Raw genomic sequence first — 26,427 nt, 5'->3', positions numbered from 1 at the left:
CGTCGATCGCACGGTGACGCACGGCACGAACCATGCCTGGCAAGACTCGCCGGAATTGCCGTGGCCCGGGGCAGGCGACCACAGGACTACGCCCGTGGTGCCGGTCCTGCTGGGTCCGCGGTCCGATTCGCCGGCCCCGGCAAGTATTGGCGTCCAACCATGCATATAGGTGCTTGGAACTGGAAACGTCGCCCCGACACTGGCCCACGGCTGGAGCGCCGCTATTGGTAACCGCGGCTAACGCAACTTGACGAATGCCTCTTGCTGAGGGTCAGCGCAGCCGGTCCTTGGCCTTGTAGTACGCCCCGGCGAAGGGCAGGAACCAGGCGGTGCCGTTGTAGAACGGCACCGGAACCTTGGGTCGAGCCAGTAGGGGATCTACTTCATGACGTACGTCCTCGGGTCCTCCTGGTCGTCCAGGGGTGTTTGTCCGGGTCCCGGCTTCAGCAGCCGAGCAGGGCCGGCAGGCCGGACAGGTCGGGCAGCTCGTCGAAGGGCTGGTAGTCGGCGCTGCCGCGGGCTCCCATGGAGCCGTTGTGGCCGTAGCGGTTGATCCACACGCGGCGAGCGAGGCCGAGGTCGCGGGTGGGGATGAGGTCGTATTCCCAGCCCTGGGCGACGTGGATGACCTGGGCGGGGTCGATGTCCATGGCCTGGAAGGCGTACTCGAAGCTCTGCCGGGACGGCTTGTACGCCTTGGCCTGCTGGGCGGTGATGACATGGTCGAACTCGACGCCCATGTTGGCCAGGTTCTGGGCGATGAGGTCGTCGTCCGTGTTGGAGATGATGGCGATCTCGTACCGGGACTTCAGCGCCCGCAGGGCGTCCGGGACCTCGGGGTGGGGGCCGAAGGTGGGCACGGCCGCGACCAGGGCCTCGCCGTCGGACTGCCGGTACTCCAGGCCGTGCAGACGCATCGCTATCTCCAGGCTGGCGGGCAGCAGCTCGCGGAAGGGGCGGTATGCCTCCAGGACGGCGTGGAACCGCATGATGCGGAAGTCGTCGAGGAACTCGTCGACGTTCAGACGGTCCAGGTCCAGCCGGTCGGCCAGGACCTTCAGGGTGGTGGGGCCGAGCTGGAAGTCGACCAGGGTGCCGTAGGCATCGAAGGTGACAATCTGACGCATGGTGTTCAACCTCTTTCCGGGCGTATGGGAGACCCTGTTAACCGGGAGTCACGATCTCGTCGAGTGCGGCCAGGTCGGCCGCATCGGAAGTTCAGGAGGCTGCCGAGGCGTTGGGGCGGCGACCTGTTTAGGGGGATGGGGGCTGAGGGGGTGCCCGAGCCCGCCGCTGGAGGACGAGCCCCCCGGGACAGGCCGGGGACGGCGAATGCTGATCAGGTAGTCGGCGGCAGCATCATTACTGCTCGGATGCGATGAGCCTCTCTCCGGCTCAAGGTGATGCGTCAGTGAAGCACTGTGGAGAACCCGGCAACAAGGGACGTGAGGCCGCGAGATCGACCGCGTATTTTGTGCCTGTGCACAATTTTCTGTCAGGGGTCCGATGTTCGGCCCTAAACAGAATGGGTCTCTGAGAGGCACCGCGAGCGGCTCCGGTGCGAACTGCGGCCCCTCGGCGCCGCTGCCCGGCGGCGTGACCGGGCTGTCGGCCGCCAAGGCTGCCGTCCACATGGAGGGCATGCGGCCTCTGACCGACACGCTTCGGCTCCGGCTCTCTCCGTCGCGGCCCCCGCCGGTTGCCCCGACCCGTCCAGCGATCGGTGGATCAGGACATCGTCGCCCGGAAGCGGGCGCCCGCGTCCGTCTCCAGCCAAGCCAGGGCGAGGACCAGCCGGGCGGCGTCGTTCGGTCGGGACAGCTTCAGCCCGGTCGCCTCTTCCGCGGCCTGCAGGCGATTGCCCACCGTGTTCCGGTGACGGTAGGTGCGTGCGGCCACCTCGGCGACCGAGCCCAGGTCGAAGTACCAGCGCAGGGTCTCGACGATGCTGTCGCTGTCGCGCAGCTCGAGCAGTGGGCGCAGCACGCCGGTGGCCATCGCACTGGTGAGCTCCTCCTGCGCCGACATGATCGCCCCGATCCAGTGGCCCTCCACGTGCCGCACTCCGGGCTGCGCGGAGCTGCGGATCGCGGCACGTGCGAACCGGATGCCCCGCGCCGTCAGCGCCAGGCCGGGGACTTCCGCGACGCCGCAGCGCCACGGGGCGAACGGCCGGAGCACGGCAAGCATGGCCTCTTCATCGAACCGTCCGTGACCGATGATGCCGAGGAGCTCGTCACCCATCCATCCGAAGTGACGTACCAGGCCCGCCCGACGCAGCGCATCGTCGACCTGGGACAACGCCGGGTCCCCAGTAGGAACGGATTCGACCACGACCACGGTCAGGGCGACGTTCTCGGAGAAGCCCAGCAACGTGGAGGCCTCGGCGACGGTGGACGGATTCTGCTCCCCTTCCAGGACCAGGCGGCTGAAGGCGCGGTTGCGCACCTCCGTACGACGGCTCGCCAGGTCGCGCTCGGTGCGGCGGTAGGCGTCGACGACCTCGACGCTGTTGGCGTCCGTCGCCTCCCAGACGCGGATCAGCCCGTCGAGGAAGTCGGGATCGGCGCTGATGCCACGCGCTCGCCCCTCTGCGAGCACGGCCTCCCACAGGGTCCTGAGGTCGAGCTGGAAGGAGTGCATCAGAGCGGTCAGGGGAAACGCCTGCTCCGCTCGCTCGCGTCCCACGTCCTCGGTGGCGCGCGAGACCGTCCGGGGCACGGGACCACCGGCCAGCCTGGTCAGGGCGAGTTCGAGGGTTCGTCGCATCCCCTCCCGTTTCTGAACCGGGTCCCAGTCCGCCGACGCGTAGGCGGGCTCCTCGGCTTCCAGTCGTTCGAGAGCACGAGAGGTCAGTTCGTCGAGCCGTTCCTCGAGGAGCCGGCGCGCGATCGCCTGCACGGCGTCGTGGCGAGCCCCGCCCTGACGGCGTCCCGGGCCGCTCATGAGGACTGCCTCTCCCGACGACAGCCGTCACCGGACCGATCCGGGGCCGTCTCCGGGTAATTCCGCTGACATTCCGGTGGGGCTCCCCGGCAGTGATTGTGCACAGGCACAAAATACCGGGTCGATGTCGCGGCCTCGCGTCCCTTGTTGCCGGATTCTCCGCGGTGTTTCATCTGACGCATCACCTCGGGCTGGAGAGAGCTCGTGACATGACCAGGCACTTGGAGCAGCTATGGCACTTCCGTTAGGCACCTGATCCCCAGTCCCTCACCTTGAGTAGGCGCTCCTGAGGGCGCCGCGTTCCTCTGGTCAGTGTCAGCGGTCGCCAGGCAGAGCGGGATCGAGATCACCCAGGACTCTCCCAGAGACTACGCCGAGCTCAAGGCGAGGGGCGAGGACCATGAGGACACCGCTGGAGCCCGCCGAGGCGCTGCGCGGGGTGCTCGCCGCCAACGTCACCTGGGACGCCATGACCGCCGCCGCGTGAGCTGTTGACCGGTCTCGATGAGCGCTCCGCCTTTGACGGACGACCCGCCTCGGACCTGATCGCCGACCAGGAGTTGGAGAGCGTCCTGGCCCGGTGTCCCACTTGGTCGAGGTCTGCGCAGCCCGTGAAGCGATCGAGACACAGCCGCGGCAGCCCTGCCCGCCGCCCCCGGGAACCGCAATCGATCGGACCGTCCGGGAGCCGGCTGACAGCGTCCGGCAAAGGTCCGACACGGGTGGCGGGGGGGGGACTGACCACGACCTGAGCGTCGTGACGCAGGCCCACGGTGAGTGATGAGCGACCTGACGACGAGAGAGAGAACGCACCGATGACCTCAGCGACCACCACCGGCCAGGACGGAACGACCATCCCCGGTCACACCGGCCCACTGCCCGGCTCACTCCTCGATCACGTGCTGCGGCAGTCCTTCGGACTCGAGGGATATGTCCAGCACCCACTGGGAGGGGAGATCGACCAGAACGTCCGGATCACCGGCGACGACGGCATGCGCTACTTCGTACGGGTCACCCGCGCGGAGCCGGACTCGGCCGACGTCCTCTGGCAGAACTCGCTCTTCCAGCATCTGGCCGCCACCGTTCCCGGCCTTCCGGTGCCACGGCTGGTCCCGACACGCGAGGGGAAGTTCCTTGCCGCCGTCGTCCACCAGGGCCGGACGCACGTGGTTCGCGTGATGAGCTGGCTCGAGGGCCGGGTCCTGGCGGAACTCGACGACCACCCCGCGGTGCTTCTGCGTCAGCTGGGAGAAGCCGCCGGGCGGCTGAGCCTCGGACTCTCCAGCATGGAGCCACCGGTGGGCTTGGAACCGCACGACTGGGACATGCGCCGGGCCGCTGAGATCGTCGAGGCGTCGCTGCACGCTGTACAGGACACGGACCGGCGGGAGTCGGTGCGCACGATCATGGGCTGGTACGACGATCTCCTGCCGGCCTGGGACCGACTGCCGCGGAGCGTCGTACACCAGGATCTCAATGACGCCAACGTCCTGGCCGACGCTGACGAGGACGGGGTGCTGCGGATCTCGGGCATCGTCGACCTGGGCGACTCGCTCTACAGTGTGCGCGCGGCGGAGGTGGCGATCGCGGCGGGTTACGCCATGGTCCGAAAGGCCGACCCGCTCGCTGCCGCGGCCGAAGTCGTGGCCGGCTTCCACTCGGTGCTCCCCCTCACGGCTGAGGAACTGGCGGCTGTCTATCCGTTGGCGGCCGCCCGGCTGTGCATGAACGCCGTGACGTGGACGCGCCGGGTCGCCGAGAGCGACACGCCGTACGGGCGGACCCGCATGCAACACACGTGGCCGGCGATCACGCAGGTGGCCAAGGTTTGCCCCGACGTCGCCGAGGCGACGTTCCGGGTCGCGTGTGGGCTCCCCCCGACGCGGGAGCAGCGGGGTTTGGAAGAGGTCTTGGCAGAGGCGGCCCGAGACGGTGCCCCGTACGCACCGGCCCCGCAACTGCTCGACCTGCGACCGGCAAGTGATCTCTACGACGAAGTCGACTGGCACGACGCGAGGGCGGTGCGCGCGAGCATCGACGACGTCCTCGACGGACGACGGCGACGGGGCTACGTGCCCCACCTCAGCGCATCGCTGCTCCTGGGGGGCCGGCGCCGCCCGGGAGCCGACGAGCCCGCGACGGTTCAGGTCGGCGGCTCGCTGATCGTGGCCGACGCCGAGGAGGTTGCCAGCCCGCTGTCCGGCGTCGTCGAAGCCCGCGGTGGCGCCGGGATGCCGTTGGTACTGCGACATGCGGTCGAGGGGCTGGAGTTCTGGACGTGCTGGTGGGGACTCGACGACACGCCACCCGTTGCGGCGACGGTCCCGGCCGGGGCGCCGTTGGGACGCGCCGCCGCGAGCGAGGAGAAGGACCCGCTCGGATCCTGCGTCCAGGTGCAGGTCCACCGCACCGCGCGGATGGCCACGTGGCCGCCGCCTCGTGTCGTGCCGCCTTCGGCACGGCAGGTGTGGAGCCACCTGTCACCCGACCCCGCCCGGCTCCTCGGGTTCACCGAATCCCCCGCCGCGGTCCCCACCATCGACGACGTCGTCTCAGTGCGCCGTCGCCACATCGCTCGCTCCCAGCGCAACTACTACCGCACCCCGATGAACCTTGTGCGTGGGCGGGACGTGTGGTTCCACGACGAGGAGGGCCTGGCCTATCTGGACTCGCTGAACAACGTCACCCACGTCGGCCATGCCGAGCCACGGGTGACGGCCGCCGCCACCCGGCAGATGCGCAAGCTCAACACCAACAGCCGTTTCGTTTACCCGCAGATCGCCAGTTACGTACAGAAGCTGGTAGCCACGCTGCCCGACCCGCTCGAGGTCGTCTTCCTCGTATGCAGCGGCAGCGAGGCAAACGACCTGGCGCTGCGGATCGCCCGCCAGGTGACAGGTCGTCAGCACATCGTCAACATCGACGGCGCGTACCACGGAAACACCGGCGTGGTGACCGGGATCAGCCCGAACCGTTACAAGGGCCCCGGCGGCGCCGGTGCACCCGCGACCACCCACGAGGTCGTCATCCCGGACCGCTACCGCAGCACCTACGGGTACGACGACGCGGACGCCGGAGTCAAGTACGCGCGCGACGCCGCGGCTGTCATCGAGCGGATCACGGCCGACGGCCGACCCCCGGCCGCCTTCATCGCCGAGTCCCTGATGGGATCGGGTGGGAACATCGTGTTCCCCGACGGCTACCTCGACGGCGTGTTCACCGCTGCCAGGCGAGCGGGTGCCCTGTGCATCTCCGACGAGGTCCAGGTCGGTGTCGGACGACTCGGGCCCTGGTGGGGGTTCGAGCTCCAGGGGGTGGTCCCGGACATCGTCACGATGGGCAAGCCGCTCGGAAACGGGCATCCCCTCGCGGCGGTGGTCACGACCCGGGAGATCGCCGACGCGTTCGACACAGGCATGAAGTACTTCAACACCTTCGGCGGCAACCCGGTCTCCTGCGCGATCGGCGAGGCCGTGCTCGACATCGTCGAGCAGGACGGGCTGAGGGAGAACGCCGTGAGCGTGGGCGGGTACTTCGCCCAGTCGCTGCGCGAGCTCCAGCAGCGCCAACCGCTCATCGGTGACGTGCGGGCGGAAGGGCTCTACCTCGGCGTCGAACTGGTCCGCAACCGCTCCACCAAGATGCCGGCCACTGAGCAGGCCTTCATGGTCACCGAGCTCACGAAGGAGCGAGGTGTCATCGTCTTCCCCAATGGCGTGCACGACAACGTACTGAAGATCAAACCGCCCATGACCTTCCGCCGCGAGCACGTGGATCTCTACGTCGACGTGCTGGACGAGGTCCTGTCCCTGCCCGAGCTGCGCTCGGCCGTTCAGTCTTGAGACGGTCAACCGTCCACTGAGGCAGTGAACGAGAGTGGCCCGCGAAAGCGAGAAGTGCCCCGCGGGCCGGCCTCTCCGGCCAGGGCTTCAAGCTCTCGCCGCCCATGGGCGGCATCGCCGCGGACCTCAGCCTGGAGCGCCGCACCTCCCAGTCGATCGACTGCATCACCACAAACGGCCGTTCCGCGGCCTGAGTCAGAAAGAGGAAACACATGACCCTGACCATCGGCGCGCTGAGGGCCGAGCCCGGCCAGAAGACCCGCGGGAGCCTGTCCGCCGACCTCGGCACCACGACGGCGGAGGTGCCCCTGATCCTCGTCAACGGCTCCCGCCCCGGCCCCAGGGTGGTGATCACCGGCGGTGTCCACGGCGGCGAGTTCATCAGCCTCGACGCCACCACCCGCCTGGCCGGGCTGCTGGAACCGGACGAGGTCGCCGGCCAGCTGGTGATCTGCCCCGTGGCCAACCCCCCGGCCGTCTACGGGGGCAGGCTCAACATCTCCCCGCTGGACGGCGTCAACATCAACCGCGTCTTCCCCGGCGACAAGGACGGCGGCCCCACCGACCGGATGGCGGCCTGGCTGTTCGAGCACCTGATCGACGGCGCCGACGCCTACATCGACCTGCACAGCGGCGGCATCGACCAGCATCTGCTCGACTTCGTCGGCTACCGCCTGACCGGCGACGACGAGCTCGACGCGAAGAACAAGGCGATGGCCCACGCGGTCGGATACGAGCTGGTCATCTTCGGCACCAGCGCCGACGGCGGCAACAGCCACGCCGCGGCGAACCGGCAGGGTATCCCCGCGATCCTCGTCGAGACCGGCCAACTCGGCGACCGCGACCCCGCCACCGTGCGCAGGCTGCTCGACGCCCTGTACCGGATCCTGCACCACCTCGGCGTCATCGAAGCGTCGCAGCACGTCAAGCCGGCTACCGTGCAGCCGCGCGACTGGATCTGGGCGGGCGACGTCGAATCTCCGGCCGCAGGCCTCTGGTACCCGGACGCGGTCACCGGCGACGAGGTCACCGAGGGACAGACCATCGGCCGCATCATCGACCCGGTCGACGGCACCGAGCACAAGATCACCGCCATCGCCACCGGAAAGATCATCTACGGCATGAACGGACTCTCCGTCCGCCCCGGCACGCACCTCGCCGCCATCTCCGCCCCGCACCACTGACGGGCCGCACGCCCGCCCACTGATCCCAACCCACTACCCCACCGAATGGCCCCCATTTCACTCTTTTTGCACGCATCTTGTATCAGGTGGGAAGTTGTCAGTAAATCACCAGGTCACAGGCTTGGTGTGCGGCGACGGAGAGGTCGAGCGTTGTCCGAGATCAGAGGCTTGAAGCTCAGTCGGATCATGCATCGGATGCAATACCGCGCACTTGGGACACGACGTGCTCCTCGGTTCGCGTGAGCCGTAGAAGCGGACAGACCTCGGTCTCCCCGTGGCGGGTCTGAACGAGACAGCCGCCCACGCGAAGGTAGTCGTCATCGCCACACCGGGAACCGTCTCCGTGGAGTTACTGCGCTCCATCGGGGCACCGGCGCTGACCGGCACCCTGCTGATCGACGTCGGGGTTGGATTGGACTGCACCGTGATGGTCGCCCCGGACAGTCTTGACGGCCCAAGCACCGTCTTCCTGTCCGGCGACGACGCCGAAGCCAAACGGACCACCGACCGGCTGCTCACCGACCTTGGCGGGCCCCCGTCGTCCCAGCTGGACATCGGCGGCATCACCACCGCGGCGGACAGGAGCACTTCGCGCTGCTCTTCATGGGCATTGCGAACGGTCTGGGATCTCACAGGTTCAACATCCAGGTGGCCGGCCGCCGCCACGACGGCTGGCCACCGCCCCCAGAAACCTGCCCATGCCCCCGCCCCCGTCCGGATGTCGACACAGCCCATCGTCCCCGGCCGGGTGCGGGTCGGCATGAGTAGCCGTACTCAGTGGAGGGTGCGGCGCGGCCGGTGTTCGCGGGGCGCCGCCGCAAGCGAAGGAGGCGGCCCCGGCGTCGTCGTGTTCAGCAGCTCAGCTTTGCGTCCGCCCAGTCCGCGTGGTCCGAGTCGATTCCGTCGGCGCCGTCCGTGACGCGGAGGCGCACGACCTGCGCGGCGGTCACGTCCGCCGACAGCGGCTGTGCGGGCATCGCGTTGGTCAGGATCCCGGTCGACGCCACCTTCGTGCCGTCGGCCCAGATCTCGAACGAGACCGTTCCCCGGGTGCCCTTCTCGTCGTCGACGCCCACGTCCGCGGTGACCGTCTCGCAGGTCTTGCCCGTGTAGTAGTCGATGGTGCTCTCGGCGTGCACGCCGAGCCCGCTTGCGTACACGGCTCCGCCGATGGTGATCGGATGCCCGTCACCGGCAGCGCTCTCGCCGTTGCTCGTGTTGCGTTCGGCCGGCCCGAATCCGTTGGCCGCGGTGAGCCATTGCAGGTCACCGAGCGCGGAGGTGCCCGTCGGCGGTGCGACGACGACCGATGTCGTCACGGGCAGGCTCATCGAGATCCGTTGCCCGGTCAGGGAGCGGTAGGCGGACTCGAGCGACAGGTCGTACGAGCCCGGGGGCGTGTCCGCAGGAGCGGTCACCTTCCATGTCGTCCGCAGCGTCCTGCCGCTCGGCAGCAGGGGCGCGGAGGTCCCTGAGGTCGCCCGTACCGTCCAGCCCTCGGGGCCGGTGAGGGCCACGGAGGCGCGTGTGGCCGGGGCGCGGCCGAGGTCGGTCAGCGTAGTCGTCAGCACGGTCTGCTTTCCCGCTTCGAGCAACGCACTTCCCTGGACGGCCAGTTCGGCGGCGGGCGGGTTCTTGACCCAGCGGCGGTCGGCCGAGACGCGGAACAGGACGGTGCCGTGGGCGGGGACGGACGCCGAGATCTGGCCGGCCGTCTCGAAGCCCTTGTGCTGCCACAGGTCGCGCAGCGAATACGCGGGCGCCTTCGGCAGCCCGACGGCTTCCGCGGTGGTGGCGATGCGCTGGGCGCTGCCGGTCTCGTTGAAGAGTGCCACCACGCGGCTGCCGTCCCGCATCTCCTTGACGACGACCCAGCGCCCGCCCTCTGACGAGAGCACGGTGCCCTGTTTGCCCAGCGGGTCCTGGTCGACGGCGATGACCTCCTTGTTGCCGAGGATGTCGAAGGTCGCGTCGGACGCCTTGCGCAGATCAGTGCCGATGAGCAGCGGCGCGGACATCACGGACCACATCGAGAAGTGTGTGCGGTACTCGGTGTCGGTCATGCCGCCGTTGCCGACCTCCAGCATGTCGGGGTCGTTCCAGCGGCCCGGTCCGGCGTACTGCGCGAGTGGCAGGTTCTTCTTGAGGATCGACAGCATCGAACCCCAGCTGTCGCTGATGTCCCCGGTCGTACGCCACAGGTGGCCGACGTCGGCGGCCCATTCCCAGGGCTTGTTCTGGCCCCATTCGCAGATGCTGTAGACGATGGGGCGACCCGTTTTCTCGGAGGCGGCCCTGAGGGCGTCACGCATGGTGGTGTAGCGCAGCTTGGCGTCGACGCCCTGGTTGTTGCAGTTGTCGTACTTGAGGTAGTCGACGCCCCAGTCCGCGAACTGCTGCGCATCGCTGTACTCGTGGCCCAGCGCGCCCGGGAAGCCCGCCCTGTTGCAGGTCTTGGTCCCGGCGCTCGTATAGATGCCGAGTTTCAGGCCCTTGGCGTGTACGTAGTCCGCGATCGCCTTGATTCCGCTCGGGAATCGGACAGGGTCCGGTACGAGTTTGCCGTCGGCGTCGCGCTCCGGCAGTGCCCAGCAGTCGTCAAGATTGACGTACTCGTAGCCCGCGGCTTTGAGGCCCTTGGAGACGAAGATGTCCGCGATCCCCTTGACCATGGCCTCGTTGAACTCGGCGCGGCAGTGTGTGGAGTTCCAGTTGTTGAAGCCCATCGGCGGGGTGAGCGCGAGGCCGTCGTCCAGGGTGGGTCCCGCTGGTGCCCGGGGTGGTGCTGCCATGGCGGCCGGGGTGGCGAGCCCGGCGGCGCACAACAGTCCTGCGGCCAACGCTCCGACCACTCTTCGGCCGGCTTTGCGGGCGGGAAGGTGACGCATCGTTACGTACCTCCGTGTTCGCGAAAGTTGAAGACGAAAGATTGGATGACTGCATGTACGCGTCATCTCGCGATCGCCCTTACGGTAGGCCTCGCCGGAGTGCCGTGGAAGAGGATTGCCGACGGTTGTCCGATACTCCACCGACCCCAAGTAGGGCCACTGGCGTGAGCAATGTCCACAGCGCGCAGTTGGTTCCGTTGGATGGCACACCGGGGAGGGAACTTGACGCGATCAGAAGTCAGCGGTTCCGCTACACGCCAATAGCCCCGGTATACATCGGATGATGCGGTGAGCATCCGGTGAGGCCGGGGGCCCGTGCGTGGACGATCCTCTGGTGACGCGCTGTGGGACTCGCACAACTCGCCTAAAAGGTTGCCCTGTTGACCCGTCAAGAACCACATCTCCCGCCTGCTCGCAAACTCGGGGACCCGGCCGTAACGCGTGCGGCGGCAGGCCGTCTTGAGCCGAAGAAGACAGCGGTCTCCACCTGCTCGACGATCGCCTCGCAGGGCCACGGATCGGACGCTGAAGCTGTCGGTACCGGTCGAACTGCCGCTCCCCGTAACGCCCCTGGGCTTCACGCTGTCCCTTGACAACAGTCTCCGGACCGAAACAAACTCTTTCAACTAGGCAGAATAGGAAGCTGGTCTGACCAGTCACCTCGAGAGCCGCCCCGGCCGCCGGTCGAGGCGGGCACGGCGCGCACGGCGGGCCCGGCGCGCACGGCGGACACGGCGCGCACGGCGGGCCGTACTCTCGAACTCGCGGGCGAAGGTGTGGTCGGTCGGGCGAGGAACAGCAGCCGCGGTCGGAGGAGCGATGTCAGGCGCATGTTGCGCCCCCGCGTCAGGGGGCGACCGGGGCACCGAGCCGTCCGCCGCACGGATCCAGGACTCGGGGCGGGACCGGGCACAGGGGCTGCGCGCCATGGTGCGCATCCCCGGAGGCACCTTCCTGATGGGAGGCGACGATGCCGACGCGTTTCCGGAGGACGGTGAAGGCCCGGTCCGAGCCGTGGAGGTGTCGCCGTTCCTCATCGACGCGACCACTGTCACCAACAGACAGTTCGCGACGTTCGTGCGCCACAGCGGCTACCGGACCGATGCCGAGCGCTACGGCTGGTCCTTCGTGTTCTACGCACTCGTTCACCCTGACGCCCGGCACCTGGTGCTCGACGGCACGGTGGAGCAGGCGCCCTGGTGGCTCGCTGTCGAGGGAGCGTCCTGGCAGGCACCCTACGGACCGGGGTCGTCATGGACCGGTCTGTCGAACCACCCTGTCGTCCATGTCTCCTGGCGCGACGCGTCCGCCTACGCGGCCTGGGCGGGCAAGCGCCTGCCCACGGAGGCGGAGTGGGAGATGGCGGCGCGTGGCGGTCTGGATCGCGCCCGCTTCCCCTGGGGGGACGAGCTGCTGCCCAGGGGACAGCACCGCTGCAACATCTGGCAGGGGAAGTTCCCTGAGGTCAACACGGGTGAGGACGGATATCTGGGAACCGCGCCGGTCAAGACCTACCGGCCCAACAACTTCGGCCTGTACAACACATCGGGCAACGTGTGGGAATGGTGCTCCGACTGGTGGAGCACCACATGGCACGCGGCCGACCGCCCCGAGACCCGCCGGGACCCCGCCGGACCTCCCGAGGGGGAGGCGAAGGTGATCCGCGGCGGCTCCTACCTGTGCCATGCGTCGTACTGCAACCGCTACCGCGTCGCCGCGCGCACGTCCAACACACCCGACAGCAGCACCGGGCACATGGGGTTCCGCTGCGCGGCGGACCTTCCCCGGTCGCGCTGATGGACCGCACGATCGGCCCCCTCCACGCTCGGCTCAGCGGCCCCTGGCGCCCGGCGGGCACGCCGCCCAGCAGCTGCGACGAGTGCGGACCCCGCTACAGGCACAGCGCACGTCTTTCGAATGTCTTACGCAAGGGAGCGTCCTGGATGACCACCGCCTCTCCGGATTCACCGTCCGCGAGCGCCGCTTTCCAAGGCAAGATCGGCACGACCTACGAGGAGTCGACCCCGTGGTGGCCCGATCAGCCCTCGCCTCCCGAGGGCACACCCAACGTCGTGGTGATCGTGCTCGACGACGTCGGCTTCTCCGACCTCGGTTGCTTCGGCTCGGACATCGACACCCCGGCCATGGACGCCCTCGCCGCCGGCGGCCTTCGCTACGCGAACTTCCACACCACCACGCTGTGTTCACCGACCCGTGCCTGCCTGCTGACCGGCCGGAACCACCACTCGGTCGGTATGCGCATGCTGTCCAACTTCGACACCGGTTTCCCCAGCGGTCGCGGACGGATCACCAAGGCCGCCGCGACACTGCCCGAGGTCCTGCGCGACAGCGGCTTCAACACCATGGCCGTGGGCAAGTGGCACCTGGCGCCGATGGAGCAGACCACCCCGTCCGGGCCGTACACCCAGTGGCCGTTGTCCCGCGGATTCGAGCGCTACTACGGCTTCCTGGAGGCCGAGACGGACAGTTTCTATCCGGAACTGTTCTACGACAACCACGCGGTGGCTCCGCCGAAGAGTCCGGAAGAGGGCTATCACCTCAGTGAGGACCTCGTCGACCGGGCGATCCAGTTCGTCACGGACCAGACGTCGGTCACTCCGGACAAACCCTTCTTCCTGTACCTGGCGTTCGGCGCGGCACACGCCCCGCACCAGGCCCCGCAGGAATACCTGGAGAAGTACCGCGGCCGGTTCGACCACGGCTGGGATGTCGAACGCGCCACCCGGCACGCGCGCCAGATCGAACGGGGCATCCTGCCGCCCGGCACCGAACTGGCGCCGCGCAACCCCGGGGTCCTGCCCTTCGACGAGCTGTCCGACGACGAGAACAAGCTGTCCGTACGCCTCCAGGAGGCCTACGCGGCGATGGTCGACCACACCGACCACCACATCGGCCGCCTCATGGAGTTCCTCGAGCGGATAGGCCGGATGGAGAACACCATCACCATCCTGCTGTCGGACAACGGGGCCAGCCAGGAAGGCGGGCAGAAGGGTTCACTCAACCCCACCGCATTTCAGAACGGCATCCCGGAGGACCTCGACGAGATGGTCGCGCGGATCGATGAGATCGGCACCACACGCGCCCATTCCAACTACCCCTGGGGCTGGGCGCAGGCGGGCAACACACCGTTCAAGCGCTACAAGCAGAACACCCACGAAGGCGGCGTCCGCTGCCCGCTCATCGTGAACTGGCCCCGGGGTCTGCCGCGCACCGACGAGATCAGGCAGCAGTTCCACCATGTCACCGACATCGTCCCGACCCTGTTCGAGTTGCTCGGTGTGCAGGCTCCCGCGGTCTACAACGGCATCCCGCAACTGCCGATCCACGGTGTCAGCATGGCCTACACCTTCGACGAGCCGACCGCGCCGACGCGCAAGGACGCCCAGTACTTCGAGATGTTCGGGCACCGCGCGATCTGGCACGACGGCTGGAAGGCCGTCACCTACCACCAGCGCGGAACGTCCTTCGACGCGGATCAATGGGAGCTCTACCACCACGACACCGACTTCTCGGAATGCAACGATCTTGCGCAGGCGCGGCCCGACCAACTGCAGAAGATGATCTCCCGCTTCTGGGTGGAGGCGGGGAAATACGATGTGCTGCCGCTGGACGACCAGGGATTCGCGTACCGGGCGAAGATTCCGCGTCCCGGCTCTCCGCGCAGGCGCACCACCTTCACCTACTACCCCGGCATGGCCCATCTGCCCGGCGCCGCGGTGCCGCCGGTGATGAATCGCGGGCACCGCATCACCGCGTTCGTCGACCGGGCCGCCGAGTCGGACGAGGGTGTGCTGGTGTCCCTGGGCAACATCAGCAGCGGATACGTCCTGTACGTCAAGGACAACCGGCTGGTCTACGAGTACAACTTCCTCGGCACCCGTTACACGGTGACCTCGTCGGAAGAACTCCCCATCGGCCCGGCTGAGTTGACCTTCGAATTCGTCAAGACCGGTGACATGCGGGGCGTGGGACACCTCTACGTGTCGGACAAGCGTGTGGGCACCGAGGCGATTCCGCGGGTCCTCCCGCACTTCCTGGGGTGGCAGGGCCTCGACATCGGCCGGGACACCCTGTCTCCCTCGTCATCCACCTATGACGGCGAATTCGCGTTCACCGGAAAGATGGAAAAGGTCGTCTTCACGGTCGCCCCGGACGAGGAAGGCGAGGAAGCCTTCGAGCGGATCGACTGACCCGCTCCCGCTCGCCGTGGCTGAAACCAGAGCACAGGGCGAAGGCCGCCTCCGCGGATCAGCGGAGGCGGCCTCTACCGTTTTCGGGGCTGGGAGCGACACGGAGCCTTCTGAGCAACTGATCCCCCGGCTCCCGGCGCGTGGCCCCGCCCGCTCGACGTCGGGTCAGTTGGGCGGCGTGTAGCGTCCGTCGATCGCCGTCCAGCCTCCGTCCACGAAGAGCTGGCTTCCCGTGACGAAGGATGACGCGTCGGACGCGAGGTAGACGACGGCGCCGGCCAGCTCCTCCGCCCGGGACCAGCGGCCCAGGGCGCTCTTGGTCGCGTAGGCCTCCGACCATTCCGGCACAGCCCTGATCTGAGCGGTCAGCGGTGTGTCCACGATGCCGGGGGCGATGGTGTTCACCCGCACGCCCGACGGGCCCAGTTCGGCCGCCGCGGTCCGCAGCAGCTGGACGAGGCCGGCCTTCGTGGCCGCGTACACGCCCTGTCCGGGCTCGACGGCCACCGCTCGAATCGAGCTGAAGCCGATGATGCTTCCCCTGCCGCGTTCGGCCATGCCACGGCCGAACGCCCGCACCAGGTCGAAGGACGCGCGCAGATTGAGCGCCACGACCCGCTCGAACTCCTCCGCCGTGTAGTCGAGCAGAGCCTTGCGCACGTTCGTCGCGGCGGTGAAGACGAGCACATCGACGGGTCCGAGTTCCTCGGCGGCACGCGTGACCGCCTCGCCGTCGAGCACGTCGAGGGCGTACGCCGAAAGGCCCGGGCCCAGCGACGCCGACGCCTCGGCCGCCGTCAGGTCACGATCGGCGCATACCACCGTGGCGCCGTGTGCGGCGAGGGCCAGGGCGCTCTCCCGGCCGATTCCGCTGCCCGCGCCCACCACGACGGCCCTGCGGCCGTCGAGCCTGAACAGGCGGGAGTACGCCTCCACCGCATCGGTGCGGTCCTTTGCTTGCATGGTCCTCACGGCTTCGTTGTCGTCGGACGGATCACTGCCATACGGGTCACGGTGAGCTCTTCGATGGCGAACCTGGGGCCCTCCCTTCCTGCCCCGGAGTCCTTCACGCCGCCGTACGGCATCACGTCGGAACGGAAGCCGGGAACCTCATTGACGACCACTCCGCCCACCTCCAGGCGGTCGAGAGCGGCGAACGCCGTGTCGAGTGCGCTGGTGTAGACGCTCGCGTGGAGTCCGTAGCGCGAGTCGTTGACCACGTCGAAGGCCGTCTGAAGATCGGGGACGGACCGTACGGCGACCACGGGGCCGAAGACCTCCTCGCCCCAGACGGCGAGGGAGCGGTCCACGTCGAGCAGCACGGTGGGCTCGATCACCCCGTCGGTGACCCCGCCTCCGGCCGCCAGGGACGCCCCCGCCTTCACCGCCTCCTCCAGCCAGGCGCACACCCGCTCGGTCGACCGCTCGTCGATGAGTGCCGAGACTCTCGTCGCCGGGTCCCGGGGGTCGCCCACGACCACCTGGGCCACTCGCTCCGTCAAACGGGCCACGAACTCCTCCCGTACGGAGTCCACCACGATGACGCGCTGCACGCTGATGCACGCCTGACCGGACGCGTAGTAACCGCCTCGTACCACCGCGTCGGCGGCGGCGTCGAGGTCGGCGTCGGCGGCCACCACCAGAGCGGCGTTGGAGCCGAGTTCGAGCAGTACCTTGGTGGGTGCCGCGTCCCGGGCGATCCGGTGGCCCACGGCGGCGGAACCGGTGAAGGACACCGCCCCGATCCGGCGGTCGGTGGTCAGTGCGGCGCCCACTTCGGGGCCCCCGGTCACCAGTTGCACCGCTGCCTGCGGCGCGCCGGCGGCGTGCAGTGCCTCGCGGAGGAGGTGCACCAGCCACAGGGTGGCGAGCGGTGTCTGCGGGGCGGGTTTGGCGATGACCGGGCAGCCGGCGGCCAGCGACGGCGCCATCTTGTGCGTGGCGAGCAGCAGCGGGTAGTTGTATCCCGCGATGCCCACGACCACGCCGATCGGCTTGCGGGTCCAGAAGCCGAGCAGACCCTCGCCCGACGGCAGCAGGTCCAGCGGCACCGTCTCCCCGTGCAGTCGGGCCACTTCCTCGGCGGCCGTCAGCAGGGTCAGCAGGGTGCGATCCACCTCGACACGGCAGTCCACCAGCGGCTTGCCGGTCTCCAGGACCAGGAGCCGCTCGAAGTCAGCGCGTCGGGAGGCGACCGCGTCGTGCGTCGCGAGCAACGCCGACCTGCGGGTGTGCGAGGGGAGTCGGCCGACCTGCTCGCGCACCGCGACGGCCGCGTCCACCGCCCGGCGTGCGAGGCCGGGGTCCCCGACCGGCGCCTGCGCCACGAGCGTTCCGTCGTAGGGAAAGCGGATGTCCTCGGCGGCGGGTGCCTCCACCCAGTGGTCGCCGATGGGAAGCCCCTCGGGAAACTCTCCCGTCACGGGGCTTTCGCCGGCGGCGGGTTTGACGTGGGTGGTCACGGTCGGTACTCCCGGTTGAGGTCGGCCGCCGACACTCCGGACAGTGCCTTGCCCAGAGTCGGAACGGCGGCGATCAGCCTGCGTGTGTAGGGATGTTGTGGTTCCTCGTACACCTGCTCGGTGGGCCCCGTCTCCACGATCTGTCCGTCGTGCATGACCGCGACCCGGTCGCACACATGACGGACCACGGAGAGGTCGTGGGAGACGAAGACCAGCGTGAGGGACAACTCGTCGACGAGGTCGGCGATGAGGTTGAGCACCTGGGCCCGTACGGACACGTCCAGGGCGCTCACCGGCTCGTCGGCCACAATGATCTTCGGTCGGGGGGCGAGCGCGCGGGCTATCGAGATGCGCTGCCGCTGGCCGCCGGAGAACTGGTGCGGATACCGGTCCGCCACATCGGTCGGCAGGCCGACGGCCTCGAGCAACTCGGCCACTCGCTCCCGGCGGTTCGGGTGCCCCTGGGCGACGAGTGGCTCGCCCACGATGTCGCCGACGCGCATACGCGGGTCCAGTGAACTCATCGGGTCCTGGAACACGAGTTGGAGTCGCTCACGGACGAACCGGAGCTGTCTCTCCCGGAGCCCGGTGATGTCCCGGCCGTCGATGGCGACGCTGCCGCTGGTGGGGCGGTCGAGCCCGGCCAGGATCCGCAGCAGGGTCGACTTGCCGCAGCCCGACTCGCCCACGATGCCGAACCGTTGCCCCTGAGGGACGGCGAAGCTGACGCCGCGCAGGGCGTGCACCGGCGGGCTGGGGTGGCGCAGCGAGGTACGGGGCCGTCGGTAGTCGCGGGTGACGTCGCGGACGCTGATGGCGTCCACGGGATCGGTTCCCGCCCCGGGTGCGAGTTTGGCGCTCGTCGACTGATCAGGCACGGCCTGCCTCCTGGTTCATGGGGACGCCGGTCCTGTGTGCGCCGTTCTCGGGCACCGGGTGGAAGCAGGCATAGCCGGAGTCCGGGCCGGTCGGTCTCCAGTCAGGCCTGGTGGCGCACGACTCGCTCGCGGAATCGCACCTGTTCCGGAAGACGCATCCGGCGGGGAAGTGGCCCGCCGGTGGAACCGACCCGCCGATCGTTATCAGGCGACCGCGGTCATCGACCACGGACAGGTCCGACGCGCCGATCAGTCCCTGGGTGTAGCGGTGCCGAGGGCGTGTGAACACCTCCCGGACCGGGCCGGATTCGACCACCCGTCCGCCGTACATGACCATGACCCGCTCGCAGACCGTGGCCACCACGGCCAGGTCGTGGGTGATGAAGAGCATGGCCGACCTGCGGTCCTCGACGCCGCGCACGATCAGGTCGAGCACCCGTGCCTGAACCGTGACGTCGAGCGCGGTGGTGGGTTCGTCGCAGACCAGGAGCGCGGGGTCGTTCGCGAGGGCGATGGCGAGCACCACCCGCTGCCGCTGGCCTCCGGAGAACTGGTGCGGGTAGGCGTGCGCGGCGGCCTCGGGATCGGGAAGCCCCACCTGGGCGAGCAGTTCCACGGCGGCGGCTCGGGCGGACGCGCGGTCGGGCCTGGTCCGGTGGATCAGCAGGACCTCGGCGATCTGTCGCCCGACCCTCATGGTGGGGTTGAGAGCCGTCATGGGCTCCTGGAAGACCATGGCGATCTCCTTGCCCCGTACCCGGGACATCCGCGTCTCGTCGGCACCCACCAGGTCGTGGTCGACCCCGGCGAGCCGCACCGACCCGGTGGTCCGTAGGTCTTCGGGGAGCAGGCCCATGATGCTCAGCGCGGTCAGCGACTTGCCCGATCCCGACTCGCCGATCAGGCCGACCCGTTCGCCGGCCCGGATGGTGAAGTCGACGTCTTCGACGAGCTTGCGGCCGCCCACCGCGACTTCGAGGTTCCGCACGGCCAGGACGTCGTCCGGCGAGTCCTGCGCGGAGGCCGGTGCCGTGTCAGGTACCGGGGTCATCGGCGGTCCTCCAGCTTGGGGTCGAAACGGTCGCGCAGGCCGTCGCCGAGCAGGTTGAATCCGAGCACCGCCACCGCGATCGCGATGCCCGGGAACACCGCCAGCCGGGGGGCGGACGACAGCATCTCCTGGCTCTCCTGCAGCATCCGGCCCCAGGACGGTGTGGGGGGCGGGGTTCCGAAGCCCAGGAAGGACAGGGCGGCTTCGGCGAGTACGGCGATCGCGAAACCGACCGACGCCTGCACGATGACGAGACTGCTGACGTTGGGCAGGACGTGCCGCAGGCCGATCGCGAACGGACCGCGGCCCGCGGCGCGCGCGGCGATGACGTACTCGGTCTTCATGACCTGGAGCGTGCCGCCGCGGATCAACCGGGCGAAATTGGGGATGGACGCGATACCGATGGCGACCATCGCGACCAGTGTGCTGGCGCCGTACACGGCGGCGAACATGATGGCCAACAGGAGCGCCGGGAAGGCGAGAAGCAGGTCGTTGCCGCGCATCAGCAGTTCGCCGAGCCAGCGGGACCCCATTCCGGCGACGATGCCGAGGGGCACTCCGACCAGGGCTGCGACCCCCACCGCCACGAATCCGACGAACAGCGTGGTGCGTGAGCCCATCAGGATCTGACTGAACACGTCGCGGCCGAACTTGTCCGTGCCGAACCAGTACTCCAGTGATGGCGTCTCCAGCCGCGCGGAGGGGTTCACCAGGGTCGGGGCGTGCGGGGTCCACACGAAGGACAGCAGCGCCATGCCGAGCACGACCGAGACGATGAGACCGCCCACGAGGAGGCCGCCCGTCATCGGGCGGCGCCGCCGGCGGCCGGCGGGCACCGCGGACTTGACGGCGGTTTCCGTGTCCAGAGCACTCATGACGCACCACCCACCCTGAGGCGCGGGTCGATCACCAGATAGGCGACGTCCACCAGGAAGTTCACGAGCAGCACCGCCATTGCGATGATCATGACCACGTCCTGCACCATGATGAGGTCCCGGTTGGAGACGCTGTCCAGCAGCAGGCTCCCCAGGCCGGGGATGACGAAGACCCGTTCGATGACGACGGCGCCCACCAGCAGCGTGGCGAGATGCAACCCCAGAACGGTGACCACGGGCACCGCCGCGTTCCGCAGGCCGTGCCGCAGCAGCGCCTGCGTCGGGCGGAGTCCTTTGGCGCGAGCGGTGCGCAGATAGTCCTCCCGGAGGACATCGAGCACGGCGCTGCGGACATAGCGGGTGAGCATGGCCGCCTGCACCATCCCGAGGGACAGCGCGGGCAGCACCAACTGCTTGAGGAACAGGACCGGATCCTCCGCCGGGGGTGTCCAGCCGTTCGCCGGCAGCCACCCGAGCCCGACCGCGAACACGGTGATCAGGAGGATGCCCGCGAGGAAGGCCGGGACCGCCACGCCGACTTGGGACAGCGCCGAGAGAATCAGCCCGGACGGTCTGCGGTGCCGTACCGCCATGAGGGTGCCCATGGGGATGGCCAGGATGCAGGCGAGCACCATGCCGGTGACGACGAGCCACAGGGTGACCAGGAGGCGGTCGGCAATCTGCGGGCCGATCGGCGCCTGGGAGATGTAGGAGTTCCCCGGGTCGAACGTCAGCAGTCCCTGTACCCAGTTGAAGTACTGGACCACGAGCGGCCGGTCTAGCCCGAACTCCTCGCGGAGTTGGGCAACCGCCGTGTCCGACGCACTGGTTCCGAGGGCGACGCGGGCCGGATCCCCCGGCAGAACCGCCATGAACGCGAACACCATCACGGAGCTCACGACGAGGCTGGCCAGGAGGATCGCGATCCGCTGCATCAGGCGGACGATCATCGGTTGGGTCCGCCTTTCACGACCGGCTCAGGCCGGTGAGATCCAGTGACTCGGAGACGGAGTTCACCGGCAGGCCGGTGATGCCCTTGTCCGCCACCATCAGGTTCGGCAGCAGGAACAGCCAGTCGGCCGCGGCGTCGCGGGACAGCAGCCGGGCGGCCTCCCGCATGTAGGTGGTCTGCTCCTCCTGGGTGCCCCGGTCCGCCTTCTTCAGCAGCGCGCGGAATTGAGGGTTGTCGTAGCGGGTGTAGTAGGTCTTGTCCCCGAAGACCGCCTGAATGTCGCGCGGTTCCACATGGCCGATGATGGACATGTCGTAGTCGGCGTTCTTGAACACGGTGCTCAGCCAGGCGGCGGGGAACTCCAGTTGGTCGAGCTTGACCTTGAATCCGGCCTGTTCGAGCTGGCTCTTGACCACGGTGCCGCACGCGGTGGCGTAAGGCAGCGTCGGAATCCGCAGCCGCAGTGTCCGGCCGGCTTCGCCGGACTCCTCGAGGAGTTGCCTTGCCTTGCTGCGGTCGTACGGGTACTCGTTCGTGAGGTCCTGGTACCACGGGTCGGTCGGGGCGACCATGCTGCCGATGGGCTTGCCGTAGCCCGCCCAGCAGGTGTCCACCAGGGCTTTGTGGTCGATGGCGTAGCGGACCGCCTGCCGGACCTTCGGATTCCGCATCGGGCCCGAGCCGTTGTTGAGGGAGAGGACCACCTCGCCGTTGGTCGAGCCCTCGACGACCTTGTACTTCGAGTTGCTCTTGAACTGGTCCAGGGCATCGGGGGACTGCATCTGCCCGATCATGTTGATGGTGCCCGTGAGCAGGGCGTTGTTCATGGCCGTCGGGTCCTTGAAGTACTTGAGGGTGACCGACGCGAAGTGCGGTTCGCGCCCCCAGTAGTCGTCACGACGGGCCAGCGTGATCGAGTCGCCACGGTTCCACTTCTTCACCGTGTACGGGCCGGTGCCCACCGGTTCGGTGGCCAGCTTGCCCACACCGGTCCGGCTGAACATCGCGCCGAGGCGTGTGGTCATCCGGTACAGCCAGTCGTTGCTCGGCTCTTTCAGGGTGACCTTGAGTTCGGTGGGCGACACCGCCTGCACCGTGTCGACGACGTCCATCTGGGACTTCAGCGAAATCGTCCAGTCGGACTTGACGCGTTCGATGGAGAACTTGGCGTCCTCGGCCGTGAACGGTGCGCCATTGCTGAACTCGGCGTCCTTGACCAGCTGGAACGTGTACGTCTTGCGGTCCTTGGAGAGCGTCCACGAGGTGGCCAGCTCGGGCTGCATCTTCCCGGACTGGTCCAGTTTCACCAGGTTCTGGTAGACGTTGTAGAGCAGTGCCTGCGGAATGGCGGCACCGGCGGTCTTGGTGAAGTCGAGGTTGGCCGGCTCGGCGGTGAGACCGATCTTCAGGGTGTCGCTGGTCTTGTCGGGGCTGTCGGCGTTTCCGTCTGCAGTGGACCCCGCCGAGCAGGCCGCCAGGAGCAGGCATGCGAGCGTGGCTGCGACCGTCGCGGTGTGCCGCGTCAGCTGCCGTTGGTGTCTCATGTGTTCTACCCCTGGCTTTCCATCGTGTGCAGGACGGCGGATGTCACGTCCGCTGTGGTGGCGTTGCCGCCGAGGTCGGCCGTGTGGTGCCGGGCATCGCGTAAGGTGCCCGCCACCGCGTCGCGGATGCGGCGAGCCGCGTCCGCGTGTCCGAGGTCGTCGAGCAGCAGCGCGCCGGAGAGCATGCATGCCACCGGATTCGCCACGCCCTTCCCGGCGATGTCGGGTGCGGAGCCGTGGACCGGTTCGTAGATGCCGGGCACGTCCGCGCCAGGCAGGACGTTGGCGCTGGGCGCCATGCCCATACCGCCGGCGAGCACCGCGGCGAGATCGGACAGGATGTCGCCGAACAGGTTGCTGGTGAGCAGGACGTCAAGGGATCGCGGAGCCTGGATCATGCGGGCCGCCATGGCGTCCACCAGCACGGTCTCCAGCCGGACCCCCGGGTACTGCTCGCCGACCTCGCGCACCACCCGGTCCCACAGCGGATAGCCGTATCGCATCGCGTTGGACTTGGTCACCAGGCACAGATTCCCCGACCGCCGGCCGGCCAGGGTGAAGGCATGGTGCGCCGCCCGCTCGATGACGCGACGGGAGTGCACGGCGATCTCGATGCCGAGATCGTGTCCGCTGCCGGCGTGCGCCACCCCGCCGGCGCCGACGTATTCGCCCTCGGTGTTCTCGCGCACGATCACCAGGTCCACGCCGTCGGTGTCGCGCACCTTGGTGGGAACGCCGGGGAACGCGCGTACCGGACGGAGGTTCACGGCGAGGTCGAGTTGTTGCCGCAGCCCGATGATCAGGCCCCAGACCAGTTCGTGTTCCGGCACATCAGGACGTCCGACGGCACCGAATAACACCGCGTCCGTCTTCTTGACGAGATCGGCCGCATCCGACGGCATCGCCGCGCCCTGCCGGAGGAACCGCTCGCCTCCCCAGTCGAATTCGGTCGTGTCGAGCCGATGGCCGTCGGCCTCCAGCGCGGCCTGGAGCACGGGGACGGTAGCGCCGACGACCTCGGGGCCTATTCCGTCACCCGGTATGACGGCGAGCCGCACAACGTTGGTGTTCCGCGTCATGGACGCACCCTTCGCTATAACTGGCCTGACCAGTAAGCTCACTTGTCAGGTACCGTGACGACTGAAGCCGGTTCTTGTCAAGGGCGCGAAGGCCTTCGGTACCGAGAGCGAAGGGAAGTTCGGGTGCTCACGGAACAAAGCCTGGCCGCAATGTCGGCCGTGGAGATGGTGGCCGGATTCGCTGACGGCACGTTGTCTCCGGTGCAGGTCCACGACGCCGTCCAGGCGGTGATCGAGGCTCGCGAGAGTGTGCTCAACGCGTTCTGGGCGCGGGACCCGGACGAATCCCGCAAGGCGGCCCTGGCCAGCGAAGGCCGTTGGGCGGCGGGGGAACCGCTCGGTCCCATCGACGGCGTGCCGGTGACGCTGAAGGAGAACGTCGCCCGCCGGGGTGTCCCCATGCCCTCGGGCAACGCGGGGGTCGAGCCGGTCGTCCCCGAGGTGGACGCGCCGATCACCGCGCGGGTCGTCGAATCCGGTGGGGTGGTACTCGGGTCGACCGTGATGCCGGACTGGGGCATGCTCTCCTCGGGGGTCTCCAGCCGGCACGGCATTTCACGCAGCCCCTGGAACCCCGCCTGGACGACGGGCGGTTCCAGCTCCGGTGCGGGGGCCGCGGCCGCCGGGGGGTACGGTCCGCTCCACGTCGGCACCGACATCGGGGGATCGATCCGGCTGCCGGGCACCTGGCTGGGTCTCGCCACGCTCAAGCCCAGCTACGGGAGGATCCCGCTGGACACTCCGTACCTGGGGCGCTGCGCCGGCCCCATGACGCGCACCGTGGCGGACGCGGCCCTGTTCATGCGTGTCCTGAGCCGACCGGATCCCCGGGACTGGTCGAGCCTGCCGCCGCAGGACATCGACTGGTCGGTGGTCGTCGATGTACTCGATGTACGCGGACTGCGGGTGGGCGTGCACCTGGACGCCGGCTGCGGGGAGCCGTGCGACGCCGAGATCCTCGCCGCGGTGAACCGTGCCGCGGCGGTCTTCGAGGCGGCGGGAGCCGTCGTGGAGCCGGTCGAGCCGTTCATGAGCCAGGATCTTCTGGACGACCTGGATCTGTTCTGGCGGGTGCGGTCCTGGAACGACTTCCGAGCACTGGCGCCCGAGGCGGGGCTGCGCGTCCACCCCTACATCATCCAATGGTGCCAGGGGGGCGCGGACGTGCCGGGCACGAGGGTACTCCAGTGCTACCAGCAGATCATGCGCATCCAGGCGCAGACCGTGGCGGCGACGGTCCCGTACGATCTGGTTCTCTCGCCGGTAGCTCCGGTGGCAGCGTTCCCCGCTGAGCAGCCGATGCCGTTCATGGAGGACGGGAAGACCATGTCCCATATCGGCTTCACGGCGCCGTACAACATGTCGGGGCAGCCGGCGGCGACCGTGAACTGCGGTTTAACGGCGGACGGTCGGCCCATCGGGCTGCAGTTCGCGGGCCGCCGGTTCGACGATCTCGGCGTCTTGAGGGCGGCGGCGTGGTACGAACGGAACCGGCCTGCAGAGGCGGTTCCGCGCTGGCCGGACAGCGCCCCCTGGGCGCCGACCGGGGAGAAGACGACAGGAACCACGGTTCGAGAAGGGAAGAAGCGTGAGTGACGGGGCACAGTTCCGGCAGGTCTCGCCGGTACGGCTCTACCAGCGCATCGTCGAGCAGATCGAGCAAGCCATCGCGCGAGGTGACCTCAAGCCCGGTCAGCGACTGCCGAGCGAGCGGGAGTTGGTGTCGCAGTTCGGGGCGAGCCGGCCCACGGTGCGGGAGGCCTTGCGCGTGCTGGAGAGCAACGGCCTGGTCCGCTCGCGCCCGGGGGACCCGAACGGTCCGGAGATCCTGCCGTTCTCGTCGGCCGGCCTGGCCAAGGAGATGACCCGGCTCGTCCAGTTCGACAATGTGTCGATGGCCGAGTTGATCTCCTTCCGCATGATCCTCGACGGGTCGGCGAGCCTGCTGGCGGCCCGGCTGCGGTCGGAGGAGGAGCTGTCCGCCATGGAACAGACGCTTGCCGTGATGTCGGACGCGATCGAGGTGGGGTACGAGGAGTTCAGCAAGGCGGACGTCGCGTTCCATGAGGCGGTGGCCGTGGCCAGCCGCAACTCCCTCATCGAGGTCTGCAACCAGGTCGTCCGGGGCGCTGTGCTCTCGCTGATCTCGGACAAGGTCTCCCACGCGGGCAACAGCACGGCGCTCATGCGGGAGTCACTCCACCACCACCAGGAGGTGCTCGAGGCGATCAGGGCAGGGGACGGCCTGGCGGCCGCGCGCATATCGCGGCGCACGCTCTACGACTACTACGCCGGCTACGTCCCCGAGAGCGAGCAGGGTCCGCTGCTCGCTCTTGTCGAGAAGGAAGACACCTGATCCGCCACCATCGTGCCCCCGCGCCGCGGCTTTGACGCACCGGGCGGGCGCGGACCTGCGGCGTACTGACATGCGTCGCAGGTCGCAGGGGTCGGCCGGATCCGCGGGGCCGCTGCTGTTGCGCAGGCAAACACTGCGGCCCTCGTGGGCTGTCCATCG

The 26,427-nt window shown here is 68.7% G+C and carries 17 protein-coding genes and 1 pseudogene; 7 read left to right on the top strand and 11 right to left on the bottom strand.

Annotation, left to right across the window (positions count from 1 at the left end):
* Nucleotides 1-443: 443 nt before the first annotated feature.
* Entirely contained in the window at nt 444-1,127 is a 684-nt protein-coding gene (locus EF387_RS11900) for a haloacid dehalogenase type II (RefSeq protein WP_128376471.1), read from the bottom strand.
* A 601-nt stretch (nt 1,128-1,728) separates the two neighbouring features.
* The gene (locus tag EF387_RS11895; RefSeq protein WP_128376470.1) at nt 1,729-2,946 is read right to left on the bottom strand and encodes a PucR family transcriptional regulator; all 1,218 of its coding nucleotides are present in this window, start codon (nt 2,944-2,946) and stop codon (nt 1,729-1,731) included.
* Nucleotides 2,947-3,761: 815 nt separating this feature from the next.
* On the opposite strand from EF387_RS11895, the gene EF387_RS11890 reads away from it, so the two are divergent.
* The 3 genes and pseudogenes from EF387_RS11890 to EF387_RS48225 all read left to right on the top strand — a co-directional run.
* Nucleotides 3,762-6,788, top strand: a complete 3,027-nt coding sequence (locus tag EF387_RS11890) for an aminotransferase class III-fold pyridoxal phosphate-dependent enzyme (protein ID WP_128376469.1) — start codon at nt 3,762-3,764, stop codon at nt 6,786-6,788.
* A 212-nt stretch (nt 6,789-7,000) separates the two neighbouring features.
* Entirely contained in the window at nt 7,001-7,972 is a 972-nt protein-coding gene (locus EF387_RS11880; protein WP_128376468.1) for a succinylglutamate desuccinylase/aspartoacylase family protein, read from the top strand.
* A 190-nt stretch (nt 7,973-8,162) separates the two neighbouring features.
* Nucleotides 8,163-8,632: pseudogene (locus EF387_RS48225) on the top strand (NAD(P)-binding domain-containing protein); the annotation flags it as partial.
* Between the two features lie 191 nt (nt 8,633-8,823).
* Here the strand turns inward: EF387_RS48225 and EF387_RS11870 are convergent.
* Nucleotides 8,824-10,860, bottom strand: a complete 2,037-nt coding sequence (locus tag EF387_RS11870; protein WP_202918211.1) for an NPCBM/NEW2 domain-containing protein — start codon at nt 10,858-10,860, stop codon at nt 8,824-8,826.
* A gap of 819 nt (nt 10,861-11,679) precedes the next feature.
* On the opposite strand from EF387_RS11870, the gene EF387_RS11865 reads away from it, so the two are divergent.
* Nucleotides 11,680-12,657, top strand: coding sequence for a formylglycine-generating enzyme family protein (locus EF387_RS11865; RefSeq protein WP_128376467.1), 978 nt, complete (start codon nt 11,680-11,682; stop codon nt 12,655-12,657).
* Nucleotides 12,658-12,803: 146 nt separating this feature from the next.
* Nucleotides 12,804-15,071 (top strand): arylsulfatase, encoded by a 2,268-nt coding sequence (locus EF387_RS11860; protein WP_128376466.1) that lies wholly within the window; start codon nt 12,804-12,806, stop codon nt 15,069-15,071.
* A 165-nt stretch (nt 15,072-15,236) separates the two neighbouring features.
* Here the strand turns inward: EF387_RS11860 and EF387_RS11855 are convergent, their stop codons facing one another.
* From EF387_RS11855 to EF387_RS11820, 8 genes are read right to left on the bottom strand one after another with little or no spacing between them, the layout of a single operon-like run.
* Nucleotides 15,237-16,034 (bottom strand): SDR family NAD(P)-dependent oxidoreductase, encoded by a 798-nt coding sequence (locus tag EF387_RS11855; protein WP_128376609.1) that lies wholly within the window; start codon nt 16,032-16,034, stop codon nt 15,237-15,239.
* Nucleotides 16,035-16,039: 5 nt separating this feature from the next.
* Entirely contained in the window at nt 16,040-17,533 is a 1,494-nt protein-coding gene (locus EF387_RS11850) for an aldehyde dehydrogenase family protein (protein WP_202918210.1), read from the bottom strand.
* Complete coding sequence (locus EF387_RS11845; protein WP_128376465.1) at nt 17,530-18,411, bottom strand: ATP-binding cassette domain-containing protein; 882 nt, start codon at nt 18,409-18,411, stop codon at nt 17,530-17,532. Before EF387_RS11845 ends, EF387_RS11850 begins: the two co-directional genes overlap by 4 nt.
* On the bottom strand, nt 18,404-19,462 hold the full coding sequence (locus tag EF387_RS11840) for an ABC transporter ATP-binding protein (protein WP_128376464.1): 1,059 nt from the start codon (nt 19,460-19,462) through the stop codon (nt 18,404-18,406). The genes EF387_RS11845 and EF387_RS11840 overlap by 8 nt, the downstream gene beginning before the upstream one ends.
* Complete coding sequence (locus EF387_RS11835; RefSeq protein ID WP_202918209.1) at nt 19,459-20,337, bottom strand: ABC transporter permease; 879 nt, start codon at nt 20,335-20,337, stop codon at nt 19,459-19,461. Before EF387_RS11835 ends, EF387_RS11840 begins: the two co-directional genes overlap by 4 nt.
* The gene (locus tag EF387_RS11830; protein ID WP_128376463.1) at nt 20,334-21,287 is read right to left on the bottom strand and encodes an ABC transporter permease; all 954 of its coding nucleotides are present in this window, start codon (nt 21,285-21,287) and stop codon (nt 20,334-20,336) included. The genes EF387_RS11835 and EF387_RS11830 overlap by 4 nt, the downstream gene beginning before the upstream one ends.
* A gap of 16 nt (nt 21,288-21,303) precedes the next feature.
* Nucleotides 21,304-22,833: an ABC transporter substrate-binding protein gene (locus EF387_RS11825; protein WP_128376462.1), complete on the bottom strand. Its 1,530-nt coding sequence runs from the start codon at nt 22,831-22,833 to the stop codon at nt 21,304-21,306.
* A 5-nt stretch (nt 22,834-22,838) separates the two neighbouring features.
* Nucleotides 22,839-23,912, bottom strand: coding sequence for an isocitrate/isopropylmalate dehydrogenase family protein (locus tag EF387_RS11820; RefSeq protein WP_128376461.1), 1,074 nt, complete (start codon nt 23,910-23,912; stop codon nt 22,839-22,841).
* Between the two features lie 123 nt (nt 23,913-24,035).
* Between EF387_RS11820 and EF387_RS11815 the strand changes: the two genes are divergently transcribed.
* Nucleotides 24,036-25,508 (top strand): amidase, encoded by a 1,473-nt coding sequence (locus EF387_RS11815; RefSeq protein WP_202918208.1) that lies wholly within the window; start codon nt 24,036-24,038, stop codon nt 25,506-25,508.
* Nucleotides 25,501-26,268 (top strand): FadR/GntR family transcriptional regulator, encoded by a 768-nt coding sequence (locus tag EF387_RS11810; RefSeq protein ID WP_128376460.1) that lies wholly within the window; start codon nt 25,501-25,503, stop codon nt 26,266-26,268. The genes EF387_RS11815 and EF387_RS11810 overlap by 8 nt, the downstream gene beginning before the upstream one ends.
* The last annotated feature ends 159 nt before the right edge of the window (nt 26,269-26,427 follow it).

Source organism: Streptomyces cavernae, assembly GCF_004023625.1.
Taxonomy (GTDB): Bacteria; Actinomycetota; Actinomycetes; order Streptomycetales; family Streptomycetaceae; genus Streptomyces; species Streptomyces cavernae.
This window is presented reverse-complemented; position numbering and strand designations above follow the sequence as displayed.